The sequence below is a fragment of the Bacillus sp. T3 genome (genome assembly GCF_033449965.1).
Taxonomy (GTDB): domain Bacteria; phylum Bacillota; class Bacilli; order Bacillales; family Cytobacillaceae; genus Bacillus_BU.
This window is the reverse complement of sequence record NZ_CP137761.1, coordinates 4,434,568-4,448,766: the sequence shown is the minus strand read 5'-3', so window position 1 is coordinate 4,448,766 and position 14,199 is coordinate 4,434,568. Positions and strand designations below refer to the sequence as shown.

The following is a 14,199-nucleotide window of genomic DNA, read 5'->3' as shown; positions in this document are numbered from 1 at the left end:
AACAGATCAAGAATTCACTGTGTTATAACATTTGAAAAGTTATGAATAGAAGTATTGAGAAATCAAGGCTTCAAGCATTGAAGGATGATCGAACAGTATTTTTGAGTGTGGATTGAGCGGATGTTCAGATGACCATTTGGGAGGGCTTTGCTTTCGACCATCACACTCTTAATAAGTCTTGTTAGATTTCTCATTTTTCATATGTGAAATCTTAAGATTAATAGTTTACTAGGTTTTACAAACAAAGGGGTATTTAAAACAAAGGAGGATTTAATCATGACAAACGAAAGAGCAAAACAATTACAAGAAAGCTGGGAACTAGATGCACGCTGGAAAGGTGTTACTAGACCTTATACTGCTGAGGAAGTTCTAAAACTACGTGGTTCAATCGATATCGAGTACACTTTAGCTCGTCGTGGATCTGAAAAACTTTGGAAGCTTGTGAACGAAGAGGACTTCGTTAATGCACTTGGAGCATTAACTGGTAACCAAGCTGTTCAACAAGTTAAAGCTGGTCTTAAAGCAATCTACTTGAGCGGATGGCAAGTAGCAGCGGATGCTAACCTTTCTGGTAACATGTATCCTGACCAAAGCTTATACCCAGCAAACAGCGTTCCAGCTGTTGTTAAACGCATCAACCAAGCATTACAACGTGCAGACCAAATCACACACGGCGAAGGCGACAACTCAATTGACTGGTTCGCTCCAATCGTTGCGGATGCTGAAGCTGGTTTCGGCGGACAATTAAACGTATTTGAATTAATGAAAGGTATGATCGAAGCGGGTGCTTCAGGCGTTCACTTTGAAGATCAACTTTCTTCTGAGAAAAAATGCGGTCACTTAGGCGGAAAAGTATTACTTCCAACTCAAACGGCTGTTAAAAACTTAATTGCTGCTCGTCTTGCAGCTGACGTAATGGGTGTTCCAACTGTATTAATCGCTCGTACAGATGCTAATGCAGCTGACCTTATCACTAGCGATGTTGACCAATACGATGGAGCTTTCATCACTGGCGAACGGACTCCAGAAGGTTTCTTCCGCACTAAAGCTGGTATTGACCAAGCAATCGCACGTGGTCTTGCTTATGCTCCATACGCTGATATGATCTGGTGTGAAACTTCTGAGCCAAATCTTGAGGAAGCAAAGCAATTTGCTGATGCAATCCATGCGCAATTCCCTGGCAAATTACTTGCTTACAACTGCTCACCATCATTTAACTGGAAAGCTAAGCTTGATGATGAAACAATTGCTAAATTCCAAATCGAACTTGGAAAAATGGGTTACAAATTCCAATTCGTTACACTTGCAGGTTTCCATGCATTAAACCACAGCATGTTCAACCTTGCGTTAGGTTACAAAGATCGCGGTATGGCTGCATACTCTGAGCTTCAACAAGCTGAGTTTGCAAGCGAGAAAGATGGCTACACAGCTACTCGTCACCAACGCGAAGTTGGAACTGGTTACTTCGACCAAGTTTCTATGATCGTTTCTGGTGGTACTTCTTCTACTACAGCTCTTAAAGGCTCAACTGAAGAAGAACAATTCCAAGCAACGAAGTAATACTTAAATCGTTTAGTTTATTCTTTGCCTTGTGATTTTTACCTTGTGATTTTTACTCCTATTTCTCCTATATGTTCCTTCTCTCCGTTAATGGGGAGAAGGATTTTTTTTTGAAAGCATAAAATTTTTAAAGCGATGGGGGACAGTCCCCCATCGCTTTAAAGTGTTAATTGCACTTTTTTATGGAATGCTACATACATAGTAGTAATTGGATGAGGGGAGGGTTTTGGGTGTCGAATTCAAAGATGGATGATTATCTGCTGCAGGGGATTCATGGAGTAAAGGAGATAAAGCCTGATGAACGACGAAAATTTTTAACTGCGTTAAGAGAGCGGGTAATTATCGCCTTAACGACGGAGCAGGTGATGGAGAAAGAGGTATTTCCGCAGGTAGAGTTATTAATGAAGGAACACACCTCTGCCCATTTATTTTTAAATGGACATTTGGATTATTCATATCTTAGTAAGTATATGACAATTGCCAGAAATGTTAAGCTGGAATACACGATTGTGACAAATAAAGACTATCAATCGGAATTGGGACTCGTATTGGCTGCTGAAACGGCGATTGATAAGGAAGAGATCTTCATTGGACAGAAAAAGGAAATATCGAAACCAGTCCAACAGCAAGAGGAAAAAGGGCTTTTATCTACAATCAAAAATATTTTTAAATAGGAGCTCAACAAAAAGCAGATCTACAATAATGCAGGTCTGTTTTTTAGTGTGTAATCAAACGTTTGATTAAGGAAAGTATATTTGCTTTTTTCATGGTAAAATAGGCAAAGGGTAAAGCTGGAAAGATGGGCAAACTATATTGCTTTAGTGCGGAAAAGTTTGTTATCATCTTAGTATTGTGTAACTGCTCGAACTTATTTGGAGGTGACGAATATGTCAAGAATATCTGAGGAACAAGTAAAGCATGTCGCCCATTTGGCGAGACTTGCCATTACAGAGGAAGAGGCTGAAAAATTCACGAAGCAATTAGATGCTATTATTACTTTCGCTGAACAATTAAACGAACTAGATACGGAAAACGTGGAACCAACCTCTCACGTTTTAGAATTAAAGAATGTCTTACGTGAAGATGTTCCGCAACCAGGCCTAGCACGAGAAGAAGTATTGAAAAATGCACCAAAACATCAGGATGGACAAATTAAGGTACCGGCCATTATTGAGTAAGGAGGGGAAAACCAATGAGTTTATTTGATAAAAGTATCGCTGACCTTCATGAGTTATTACATAAAAAAGAATTGACTGTTTCAGATCTAGTTGAAGAATCGTATCAACGGATTGCGAAAGTGGAGGGTCAAGTACAAGCATTTTTAACATTAAATGAAGAAAACGCTCGTCAGATTGCTAAACAATTAGACGAGAAGCTTGGTACAGATGACGCGAAGGGGTTATTATTCGGAATGCCGATTGGAATAAAGGATAATATTGTCACAAAAAACCTTCGTACGACTTGTGCGAGTAAAATTCTTGAAAACTTCGATCCGATTTATGATGCAACGGTTATGCAAAAGCTTCATCAAGCAGAAACCGTAACAATCGGAAAATTAAACATGGATGAATTTGCAATGGGTTCATCAACGGAAAACTCAGGTTTTCAGCAAACAAAAAATCCATGGAATCTTGAAACGGTACCAGGTGGGTCTTCAGGTGGTTCTGCAGCTGCCGTTGCCGCAGGAGAAGTCCTATTTTCACTAGGATCTGATACCGGTGGCTCGATTCGTCAGCCAGCTGCCTATTGTGGTGTTGTAGGCTTAAAGCCAACCTATGGACGAGTTTCACGCTTTGGTCTTGTAGCATTCGCTTCTTCGCTTGATCAAATTGGTCCAGTGACTAGAACCGTTGAGGATAATGCATATTTATTACAAGCGATTTCTGGACATGACCAAATGGATTCTACATCAGCCAACCTTGCTGTTCCTAGTTTCGTAGGAGCCTTAACGGGTGATGTGAAGGGGCTTAAAATAGCAGTTCCAAAGGAATACCTTGGAGAAGGTGTTCAACAGGATGTGCGTGAGTCTGTTTTAGCTTCGTTAAAAGTACTAGAAAAGCTAGGCGCAACTTGGGAAGAAGTATCTCTACCACACTCAAAATATGCGTTAGCAACTTATTATTTATTGTCTTCTTCTGAAGCATCAGCCAACCTATCTCGTTTTGATGGGGTTCGTTATGGTTATCGTACACCAAACGCAGAGAATTTAATTGATATGTACAAGAATACTCGTGCTGAAGGCTTTGGTGATGAAGTGAAGCGTCGAATTATGCTTGGAACATTTGCGTTAAGCTCAGGTTATTATGATGCTTATTATAAAAAAGCACAAAAGGTACGAACATTAATTAAACAGGATTTTGAAAAGGTATTTGAAAAATATGATGTAATTGTTGGTCCAACAACACCAACACCTGCGTTCAAGCTTGGTGAAAAGACAGCTGATCCATTAACGATGTATGCGAATGATATTTTAACGATTCCTGTAAACTTAGCAGGTGTTCCGGGAATTTCGGTCCCATGCGGATTCTCGAATGGTCTGCCATTAGGCTTACAAATTATCGGTAAACATTATGATGAAGCAACGGTCTATCGTGTTGCCCATGCTTTTGAACAAGCAACTGATTTTCATAAACAAAAACCTGAACTGTAAGGGGTGAGAAACAATGGAATTTGAAACAGTGATCGGATTAGAGGTTCACGTAGAATTAAAAACAGATTCAAAAATATTTTCAGCCAGCCCAAACCATTTTGGCGCAGAGCCAAATATGAATACAAGTGTCATTGACCTAGGATATCCAGGTGTTTTGCCGGTATTAAACCGCAAAGTTGTAGATTTCGGGATGAAGGCTTGTATGGCCCTAAATTGCCAAGTCGCAACTGAAACGAAATTTGACCGCAAAAACTATTTTTACCCAGATAATCCAAAGGCCTATCAAATCTCACAATTTGATAAGCCTATTGGTGAGCATGGCTGGATTGACATTGAAGTGGATGGCTACAAAAAAAGAATCGGCATTACGCGGATCCATTTAGAAGAGGATGCGGGCAAGCTTAACCACGGCAACGGGTACTCATTATGTGATTACAATCGCCAAGGAACGCCATTAATTGAAATCGTTTCTGAGCCGGATATTCGTACACCTAATGAGGCATATGCTTATCTTGAAAAATTAAAGTCGATTATCCAATACACTGGCGTGTCTGATTGTAAGATGGAGGAAGGCTCTTTACGTTGTGATGCCAACATTTCGATTCGCCCTGTTGGACAAGAGGAATTCGGTACGAAAACGGAGCTAAAAAACCTTAATTCCTTTAACTTTGTCCGTAAAGGCTTAGAGTACGAAGAAGTTCGTCAGCGCGAAGTCGTGTCTGCCGGTGGAGTGATTGATCAGGAAACGCGACGTTTTGATGAAGCAACAGGTGCAACCTTGCTAATGCGTGTGAAAGAAGGTTCAGATGATTATCGCTATTTCCCTGAACCGGATCTTCCGGATATTTATATTGATGAAGAATGGAAGGCACGGATTCGTGCTGAAATCCCTGAGCTTCCAGATGCGAGAATCAAGCGTTATACGGAAGAATTAGGGTTACCAGAGTATGATGCGGCAGTATTAACGGTTACGAAAGAGATGTCTGATTTCTTTGATGCAACTGTTCATGCTGGAGCGGATGCGAAGCAAGCATCAAACTGGATTATGGGCGAGGTTTCAGCCTATTTGAAAGCGGAAGGCAAGGAGCTTCACGAAATAGCCTTAACACCAGTTGGACTTGCTGGGTTAATCAAACTGATTGTCGATGGAACCATTTCGTCTAAAATCGCAAAGACCGTCTTTAAAGAGTTAATTGAAAACGGCGGCAATGCTGAGGAAATCGTCAAAGCAAAAGGCCTTGTTCAAATTTCTGATGAGGGTGCGCTTTTGAAGGTAATTGGCGAAGTGTTGGATGCTAATCCACAATCGATTGATGATTTCAAAAATGGTAAGCAAAAGGCAGTGGGCTTTTTAGTTGGGCAAATCATGAAAGCAACAAAAGGACAAGCCAATCCACAAATGGTAAACAAGCTATTAGTGGAAGAAATCAATAAAAGATAAATAGAAAAAGCTGGTTGAGATGATCAACCAGCTTTCTTTTTTATTTTACAAAGCCTAATCCTTTAATAGCTTTACCGTTTCTGCGAAGTCCGCTTCAATTTCCTCGTTGTGCTTGTAGGTTAGGAAACTTACAATAACGATGACAAGCAGGTTTAAGACGAAGCCGGGTACGATTTCATACAGGGTTTCTCCTAAACCAACATTTTTCCAAATAATAACGGTGACTGCCCCGACAATCATTCCAAAAAGTGCACCCCACTTGGTCATCTTTTTCCAATATAAGCTTAATAGAATGACAGGACCAAACGAAGCACCAAAACCAGCCCATGCATAGGCAACCAGATTAAGAATCGTATTGTCCTGGTTTAATGCGAGCAATGCCGCCACAACGGAAACGACAAGCACAGCGACACGACCCCAAAAAATGTAGGCGCGGTCAGGAGCGTTTTTGCGAATCAAAGCGCGGTACAAATCTTCGACTAATGCACTTGACGTAACAATTAGTTGGGAAGAAATCGTGCTCATAATCGCTGCTAATACAGCTGCAAGCAAGAATCCAGAAAATAACGGATGGAAAAGGATTTGTCCTAATTCAATGAAAATGGCTTCAGGATTTGTAAGCGTGTATTGAGTGTTTTTTTCAAAGAAGGCAATCCCAATCAGAGCCATAAGAATGGTTCCAAGAAGAGAGAATATCATCCAGCTCATCCCGATAAACCGAGCATTTTTTGTTTCTTTAATCGTCGTGATGGCCATGAAACGCACGATAATATGAGGTTGCCCAAAATAGCCAAGACCCCACGCCATAGCTGAGATAATCCCAACAGTTGTTGTTCCTTTAAACCAATCAAGTAAATGAGGATCAACCATTTTAATCGTCTCAATCGTTTCTTGTGGACCGCCTGTATGGAAGATGGCTAAGCCAGGAACGAGGAGTAGTGCAATAACCATCATCAACCCTTGGATAAAATCAGTCCAGCTAACGGCTAAAAAGCCACCGAAAAGGGTGTAGGCAACGACGACAGCTGAAACGATTAATAAACCTGTATAATAGCCAACATCAAAGGAGTTTTCGAAGAACACGGCTCCAGATACCATCCCTGAAGATACATAGAATGTAAAGAAAATGAGAATAACAATACCAGATACGATACGAAGCATATTGGAGCTGTCTTTGAAGCGGTTTTCTAAATACCCTGGAATAGTGATCGAATCATTCGCAACCTGAGTATAGGAACGAAGTCTCGGTGCGACTAAAAGCCAGTTTAGATAGGCCCCAATCGTTAGTCCGACTGCGATCCAGGCGTCAGCTAAGCCTGTTACATAGATTCCTCCTGGGCAAGCCCATTAAGAGCCAGCCGCTCATGTCTGCAGCTCCAGCGCTTAAAGCAGTTACAGCTGGTCCTAAAGAACGTCCACCAAGCATATAATCTGTTAAATTCTTTGTTTTGTTATAGGCATACCAGCCAATTAGTAACATTCCAATCATGTATATGGAAATTGAAATTAGCTGTAAAATTGCATTTGACAATAGTTTTCCACCTTTCTCTTTATTAAAAAAATAAACAATTTTTAAATAATATTTTATCATCTAATGAATACTGTATACAATCTAAATTTATCCCAAGAAACGAATAGTTTAATAGTATTTATTGGTAATGATTTATATCTTTTTAAATGTCCTTTAATTATCCTAGAAAAAGGATTCTGGCTATGTTAGATGAACTGTCAGAATATGTTTTTTCATATAGAGATAAGTTACGTAGGGTGTTATGAGTGCATTTTTATAAAATGCCAAGTTGATTTTATAAAACAAAAGGGCATAATTGGAATGAGATAGCATGTGGTTGTTGAACTTACTTTACAATTTTATTTCGTAAATACTTGACGAAATTCATTGCAGAGATTATGTTAAATGATGGTAAAGTTTCAAACTTAACTTGAATGAATTATTTTATAATAGGATGATGGATATGAAACGTGCAAGGATCATTTATAATCCTACTTCTGGTCGAGAAATCTTCAAAAAGCATCTGGCAGAAGTATTGCAAAAACTTGAAAACGCTGGCTATGAAACTTCCTGTCATGCAACCACTGCAGCGGGAGATGCTACGTTTGCAGCACGGATTGCAGTTGAGCGAAAATATGACTTAGTCATCGCTGCCGGTGGAGATGGGACGATTAATGAAGTAGTGAATGGGCTTGCTGAGCAAGAATACAGACCAAAGCTTGGTATTATTCCAGTTGGAACAACCAATGATTTTGCCCGCGCTCTTCATATTTCACGGGATATTTTAGAAGCGACGGATATCATTGTTAAAGGAGATACCATTCCGGTTGATATCGGTAGGATGAATGACCGATACTTTATCAATATCGCAGGTGGAGGCAGAATTACCGAGCTTACATATGAGGTTCCAAGTAAGCTGAAAACAATGCTAGGACAGCTGGCTTATTACTTGAAAGGTATGGAGATGCTTCCATCCATTAAAGCCTCTGAAGTAAGCATAGAATATGATGGGAAAATTTTTGACGGGGAAGTCATGCTATTCTTGGTCGGACTGACTAATTCGGTCGGTGGTTTTGAGAAACTTGCCCCAGATTCCTCCATTAATGATGGTATGTTTACATTATTGATTTTAAAAAAGGCAAATTTAGCTGATTTTATCCGGATTGCAACATTAGCTGTTCGCGGTGAACATGTAAATGATCCAAGTGTCATTTATACGAAAGCGAATCGGATTAAGGTTCGTTCTAATGAAGTGGTTCAATTGAATCTGGATGGAGAATTCGGTGGCTTATTACCTGCTGAGTTTGAAAATCTATACCGTCATTTAGAGGTATTTGTTCCGATTGGAGAAATACGTCCAGAGGATCGACCTGATCGTTGGGAGAATGCTGATAAAAAGGAATAAATTGGGTTCGCTCTAGGGCGAGCTCTATTTTTGTTTTATTAAAGGCTATGTTAAAGCTTATTGTTGATTTTGGCACAAGTTGATTGGAGCGGAAGGTGCGAAGACTCCTGCAGGAGCAGTGGGACAGGTGAGACACAGCAGGAGCGTTAGCGACGAGGAGTAGGAAAAGCGGAGGCGGTTTGCCCAGGGGCGACAGGCATAAGACGAGCCGGCATGAAGGTCGTTCTTTGACCTTCTTGACGGATTGGCTTATGACCCCGAGCCCTGAACCGCTGTAGCTAGACAGGCTCACCGCCCGCCCCGCGGAAAGCGAAGCACCTGGAGCGGAAATCAACCCTCTAATTTAACACAGCCATAAAAAAAGAAGACAGGCTCCATCTTTATGATGGGGCAGAGGGTTACGAGGGAAAGATTCAATAAGATTAGTCATAATAGGAAATACTGAAAAAAAAAGCTGGCAGCAGGGGGAAACGAAATGAAACGGAAATACAAAGATGATAGTTTCACACTCCATACAGATTTGTATCAGATTAATATGGTTGAAGCGTATTGGCGTGATGGAGTACATAATCGCAATGCCGTGTTTGACCTATATTTCCGCAAGCTTCCATTTGGCAATGGCTATGCAGTCTTTGCTGGATTAGAGCGAGCCATTAAATATATAGAAGGCTTCCGTTTTACAGATGACGATCTTGATTATTTACAGGATGAGGTTGGCTATGGAGCTGACTTCATTGAATTTTTGCGAAATATGCGCTTTACAGGAACGATACGGTCAATGCGGGAAGGTGAATTAGTTTTCGGAAATGAGCCAATTCTTCGGGTCGAGGCACCGTTGGCGGAAGCTCAATTGCTTGAAACCGCCTTGTTGAATATTGTTAATTATCAAACGCTAATTGCGACAAAGGCTTCACGGATGAAGCAGGTTATAGGCAAAGGTGTGGCATTGGAGTTCGGTTCGAGACGGGCGCAGGAAATGGACGCAGCTATTTGGGGGACGCGGGCTGCTTATTTAGCTGGATTTGATGCGACTAGCAATGTTCGCGCTGGGAAGCTGTTTGGTATACCAGTATCGGGAACACATGCTCACTCCATGGTTCAGGCGTACAGAGATGAATACTTAGCTTTTCATAAATATGCCAGCACTCATCAAAACTGTGTATTTTTGGTGGATACATACGATACGCTGCGTTTAGGTGTTCCAAATGCAATCAAGGTTGCGAAGGAGTTAGGAGACAAAATAAATTTTACGGCGATTCGCATCGATAGTGGAGATTTAGCGTTTTTATCAAAGAAAGCTCGCAAAATGCTGGATGAAGCAGGCTTTGAGAACACGAAAATCTTTGCATCAGGTGATCTTGATGAATATACGATTCTAAACCTCAAAGCTCAAGGGGCCAAAATTGATAGCTGGGGCATTGGTACCAAGCTGATTACGGCCTTTGACCAAGCTGCTTTGGGTGCAGTGTATAAAATCGTCGCGATTGAGGATGAAAATGGCAAGATGCAGGATACAATTAAGGTGTCGTCCAATCCTGAAAAAGTTACGACGCCTGGGGTGAAAAAGGTATATCGAATCATCAACAATATTAATCATCATGCAGAAGGTGATTACATTGTGTTAGAAGAGGAAGGTAGCCCGCAGGAACAGGAAAGAATTAAAATGTTCCATCCGACCCATACGTATATCAGCAAGGATGTTACTCATTTTACAGCGAAGGATTTGCACGAGGATATTTTTGTAGCTGGAAAGCTTGTTTATGAGAATCCTTGTTTGGAGGAAGCCCGCGGATACTTGCGCGAAAATCTGGAAATGCTTTGGGATGAGTATAAGCGTCCGATGAATCCTGGAGGAATATCCGGTTGATTTAAGCAAAACATGCTGGAGTAATAAAATGAGAAACATAGAAGAGGTCCGAGAAAAGGTAAAGGAAATGACGAAATCGGAAGAGTAAAGGAAGAAATATATGAGCAAAACGGTACCGGTACAAAAGAATGATTTTATTGAGGTAATGTTTGAGGATTTAACTCATGACGGGGCAGGAGTAGCGAAAATAGAAGGGTATCCCCTTTTTGTTGCAAATGGACTACCTGGTGAGAAGGCCAAGATCAAAGTAACCAAGGTTGGGAAGGGGTATGGCTTTGGTCGCTTAATCGAGTTAGTTGAGAAAAGCCCTTATCGTGTCGACGCACCATGTCCGATTTATAAGGAATGTGGCGGCTGTCAACTTCAGCATTTGAGCTATCAGGGGCAAATGGTAGCAAAGGAGAAGCAGGTTCGCGAGGTGTTAACGCGGATAGGCAAGCTCGAGGATGTTTTGGTCCATCCTGTATTAGGGATGGAGGAGCCTTGGCGTTACCGCAACAAATCCCAGGTACCGATTGGTGAGCACGAAGGCGGATTGATAGGCGGCTTTTATCAGCAACGCTCTCACCAAATTATTAATATGGAATCTTGTTTAATTCAGCAGGAGAAAAACGATGAAGTGGTACAGGTCGTAAAAGAGATATGCAGTCGGTATGGTGTCCGTGCTTACAATGAAGTCGAGCATAAAGGGCTGTTGCGCCATATAATGGTGCGCTACGGACTGGTGACTGGAGAAGTAATGGTCGTCTTGGTTACGAGAACCAATGATTTGCCAAATCGCCAAAAGCTTGTTGCAGAAATTGTGGAGCGCATCGACGGCTTAAAATCCTTGGTCATAAACATCAATAATAAGAAAACGAATGTAATTATGGGAGATGAAACCCAGGTTCTTTGGGGGCAGGACGTTATCTATGATTATATCGGCGAGATTAAATTTGCGATTTCTGCTCGTTCGTTTTATCAGGTCAATCCGGAGCAAACGAAGGTGCTTTATGACAAAGCGTTAGAATACGCAGATTTGAGTGGGGAAGAAACAGTTATAGACGCATACTGCGGGATAGGAACGATTTCGTTATTTTTAGCAAAAACATCAAAAAAGGTGTACGGTGTTGAAATTGTTCCAGAAGCCATTGAGGACGCAAAGCGCAATGCACTCTTAAATGAAATCGAGAATGCCGAATTTGCTGTCGGTGAAGCAGAGACTGTGATTCCACGCTGGTACGAAGCTGGCATAAAAGCAGATGTATTGGTTGTTGATCCGCCGCGTAAGGGCTGTGACGAGGCGCTATTACGGACCATTTTGGCGATGAAGCCGAAGCGAGTCGTATATGTTTCGTGTAATCCGGCAACCCTTGCAAGGGATTTACGGATACTTGAAGACGGGGGCTACAAAACAATTGAAGTTCAGCCGGTTGATATGTTTCCACAGACGATGCACTGTGAGGCAGTGGCTCGGATCGAGTTAAGAGAATAGGCAGGGCGTGTCTTAGCGTTAGTGATAAAAACTGAATTAGCACGCTGACATGCGAGCGGATAGGATGTGACATGTTCGCTCACGGTTTGTATTTTTGGGAGATGTGTGAAAAGGAAAGGATCGAATTCATGTACCTAACGGTAAAAGAAACAGCCGAATATTTGAATATGCCGGAAGAGGCGGTTAAAAGCTTGATCCAACAACGGAAAATCCTGGAACTATTTTTGATGGGGAGCAATATTTAATTTACAAAGAGCAATTCAATACCCATTTAAAGCAAATGGAGAAGTATAAAAAGCTAGTTGAAGAAATCATGAATGAACCGATTCCTGGAGGATATAGATATTAAGGATGAGGATTAAGTATTTGGAGTCATCGTCCGATTTTTAGCAAGGAAATAAAATAAATACCAAAAAAGCCAATTGCGTTAGTTGATGCAATTGGCCTTTTCTATATTGTATATTATTAAAGTACAAATAAATAGATAGACAGAAAGTGGGCGAGGGTTCCTAGCATAATAAAAATGTGGAAAATTTCATGAAAGCCCATATATTTTAATTCCAAGAACTTGGGCTTTGTTGCATAAATAATTCCGCCAAATGTGTACATGACCCCACCGAGGACCAATAGCACCAACCCGGCAGATTCAATATTGCCTGCAAGAGGTGAAATGACAAACACAATCATCCAACCCATGATAAGATACAGTGAGGTTGATAGCCATCTTGGGCAATGGAACCAAACCATTTTAAATATAACACCAAGAACGGCAATGCCTGTTGCAATCGCAAACATAACCCAGCCTGCAACTCCTTTTAAGGTGATTAAGCAAAACGGTGTGTATGTCCCTGCGATTAGAATAAAGATCATTGAATGGTCAAGGCGTCTTAAAAATGCGATGACCTTGTCCCTTGCGATTACCATATGGTAAGTGGCAGATGCGGCATAAAGAAGGATCATACTAATTCCAAAAATTGCGACAGCCGTTATCGTAAGCAGCGATCCAGTTTTCATTGCGGCTTTAATGACTAATGCAAGCAATGCTATAAATGAAAGAATAGCCCCTGTTAAATGTGTGAGACCGTTGATTGGCTCCCGAATATAAGTGTTCATGTTATTTTCCCCTTACATCTTATCACGTAGTTTTTAATACTACTTAAAATGATATACCTATTATAAGATGTAGTCAATGTTTAATTTCTAGGATAAATGAGCTATAATGTAATGGTAAATAAACAAAATCGAGGTACTTATATGGGGAACCTTAATGAAATGGTCGAAAAGTTAAGGCTTGGACAGAAAATCGAAATAGAGGATATTCCGAATATTGACCTTTATATGGATCAAGTGATCCAGTTATTTGAAAATAAATATGGACCGACGAAGCGAAATGATGAAGAAAAGATTTTAACCAAAACGATGATTAATAATTACGCAAAAGGTAAGCTGCTTTTCCCAATCAAAAATAAGAAATATTCGAAAGAGCATCTGATCTTAATTAGTCTAATTTATCAATTAAAAGGGGCCTTATCGATTAACGATATTAAGGTAACCCTTGATGGGATTAATGAAAAGGTCGTTAAGGACGAATTGGATTTGGAATCCTTCTATTCTAGCTATCTAGATCTTTATAATCAAAATGTCGACGACTTTAAAGAGGACTTGTCTGTACGAGCTGAAGAAGTTAAAAATGAAATGAAACAGAACGAGCATGATGGGGATGAGAAGCTAGAAAAGGTATTGCTTATCGCTTCACTCGTCAGCATTAGCAACATGTACAGACGTGCAGCCGAAAAACTCATTGACGACCTCATCGAACTTTAATGCATCACTGTAATGGGGGACAGTCCCCCACTGCAGTAACGCGTTAAAATGTTTAGGTAGTGGAGTTTGTTAGTTGCCCCATTTCATTGAGACTGTTAGGGAACAGCAGCTGCCGATGCTGCCTGATGATGGTGGTGTGGATAGGATGAAATTTATCCCTGTTGGGGTGTAATGAGTGGTAACTGGAACTTTTAGACCAATTGATCGGATTAATTTTTCTACCTCTGCTTGCTTTCCTTGTTGAGCGGCGGTCATCATTTTTGTTTCAAACGATGCCTCGGCGAGTTTATCAAGTAGGATACTCCCTTGTTGCATCAGGATTCGAAAGTTGTGGACTGAGCTAGAAAATATTTTCGTGTCAACAGGGGGATAGTTTCGGTAGTAGGAATAATGGTGATAGTAACTAGGGTAACCGTATATCGGTAGGGGATAATTTGAGTAAGGATACATAGGCTTAGATCTCCTTTC

General features: G+C 40.8%; 10 protein-coding genes and 3 pseudogenes. 10 read left to right on the top strand and 3 right to left on the bottom strand.

All coding sequences use genetic code 11. The annotated features are described in order from the left end of the window. The first annotated feature begins 276 nt into the window (after window positions 1-276). The 5 genes from aceA (at window position 277) to gatB (ending at window position 5,651) form a co-directional block, all read left to right on the top strand. Window positions 277-1,560: an isocitrate lyase gene (aceA, locus tag RGF10_RS22845; protein ID WP_318506023.1), complete on the top strand. Its 1,284-nt coding sequence runs from the start codon at window positions 277-279 to the stop codon at window positions 1,558-1,560. Window positions 1,561-1,790: 230 nt separating this feature from the next. After that, window positions 1,791-2,234, top strand: coding sequence for a YueI family protein (locus tag RGF10_RS22840; protein ID WP_318506021.1), 444 nt, complete (start codon window positions 1,791-1,793; stop codon window positions 2,232-2,234). Between the two features lie 213 nt (window positions 2,235-2,447). Then, entirely contained in the window at window positions 2,448-2,738 is a 291-nt protein-coding gene (gene gatC, locus RGF10_RS22835; protein WP_318506019.1) for an Asp-tRNA(Asn)/Glu-tRNA(Gln) amidotransferase subunit GatC, read from the top strand. A gap of 14 nt (window positions 2,739-2,752) precedes the next feature. Further along, window positions 2,753-4,210, top strand: a complete 1,458-nt coding sequence (gene gatA, locus RGF10_RS22830) for an Asp-tRNA(Asn)/Glu-tRNA(Gln) amidotransferase subunit GatA (protein ID WP_318506017.1) — start codon at window positions 2,753-2,755, stop codon at window positions 4,208-4,210. Window positions 4,211-4,223: 13 nt separating this feature from the next. Then, on the top strand, window positions 4,224-5,651 hold the full coding sequence (gene gatB, locus RGF10_RS22825; RefSeq protein ID WP_318506015.1) for an Asp-tRNA(Asn)/Glu-tRNA(Gln) amidotransferase subunit GatB: 1,428 nt from the start codon (window positions 4,224-4,226) through the stop codon (window positions 5,649-5,651). A 54-nt stretch (window positions 5,652-5,705) separates the two neighbouring features. On the opposite strand, the pseudogene putP reads toward gatB, so the two are convergent. Continuing rightward, window positions 5,706-7,182: pseudogene (putP, locus tag RGF10_RS22820) on the bottom strand (sodium/proline symporter PutP). Between the two features lie 442 nt (window positions 7,183-7,624). On the opposite strand from putP, the gene RGF10_RS22815 reads away from it, so the two are divergent. The 4 genes and pseudogenes from RGF10_RS22815 (at window position 7,625) to RGF10_RS22800 (ending at window position 12,269) form a co-directional block, all read left to right on the top strand. Then, entirely contained in the window at window positions 7,625-8,566 is a 942-nt protein-coding gene (locus tag RGF10_RS22815; RefSeq protein WP_318506012.1) for a diacylglycerol kinase, read from the top strand. Window positions 8,567-9,041: 475 nt separating this feature from the next. Continuing rightward, window positions 9,042-10,521: pseudogene (locus RGF10_RS22810) on the top strand (nicotinate phosphoribosyltransferase). Window positions 10,522-10,533: 12 nt separating this feature from the next. After that, on the top strand, window positions 10,534-11,907 hold the full coding sequence (rlmD, locus tag RGF10_RS22805; protein ID WP_318506011.1) for a 23S rRNA (uracil(1939)-C(5))-methyltransferase RlmD: 1,374 nt from the start codon (window positions 10,534-10,536) through the stop codon (window positions 11,905-11,907). A gap of 128 nt (window positions 11,908-12,035) precedes the next feature. Then, a pseudogene (locus RGF10_RS22800) lies at window positions 12,036-12,269 on the top strand (excisionase family DNA-binding protein). Between the two features lie 103 nt (window positions 12,270-12,372). Here RGF10_RS22800 and trhA read toward each other — a convergent pair. After that, entirely contained in the window at window positions 12,373-13,020 is a 648-nt protein-coding gene (gene trhA, locus RGF10_RS22795) for a PAQR family membrane homeostasis protein TrhA (protein WP_318506010.1), read from the bottom strand. A gap of 141 nt (window positions 13,021-13,161) precedes the next feature. On the opposite strand from trhA, the gene RGF10_RS22790 reads away from it, so the two are divergent. Beyond that, window positions 13,162-13,731 carry a DUF1836 domain-containing protein gene (locus RGF10_RS22790; protein ID WP_318509668.1) on the top strand — a complete coding sequence of 190 codons (570 nt, stop codon included), beginning with the start codon at window positions 13,162-13,164 and terminating at the stop codon, window positions 13,729-13,731. A gap of 69 nt (window positions 13,732-13,800) precedes the next feature. Here the strand turns inward: RGF10_RS22790 and RGF10_RS22785 are convergent, their stop codons facing one another. After that, window positions 13,801-14,181 carry a YuzC family spore coat inner layer protein gene (locus RGF10_RS22785; RefSeq protein WP_318506009.1) on the bottom strand — a complete coding sequence of 127 codons (381 nt, stop codon included), beginning with the start codon at window positions 14,179-14,181 and terminating at the stop codon, window positions 13,801-13,803. Between the last annotated feature and the right edge of the window lie 18 nt (window positions 14,182-14,199).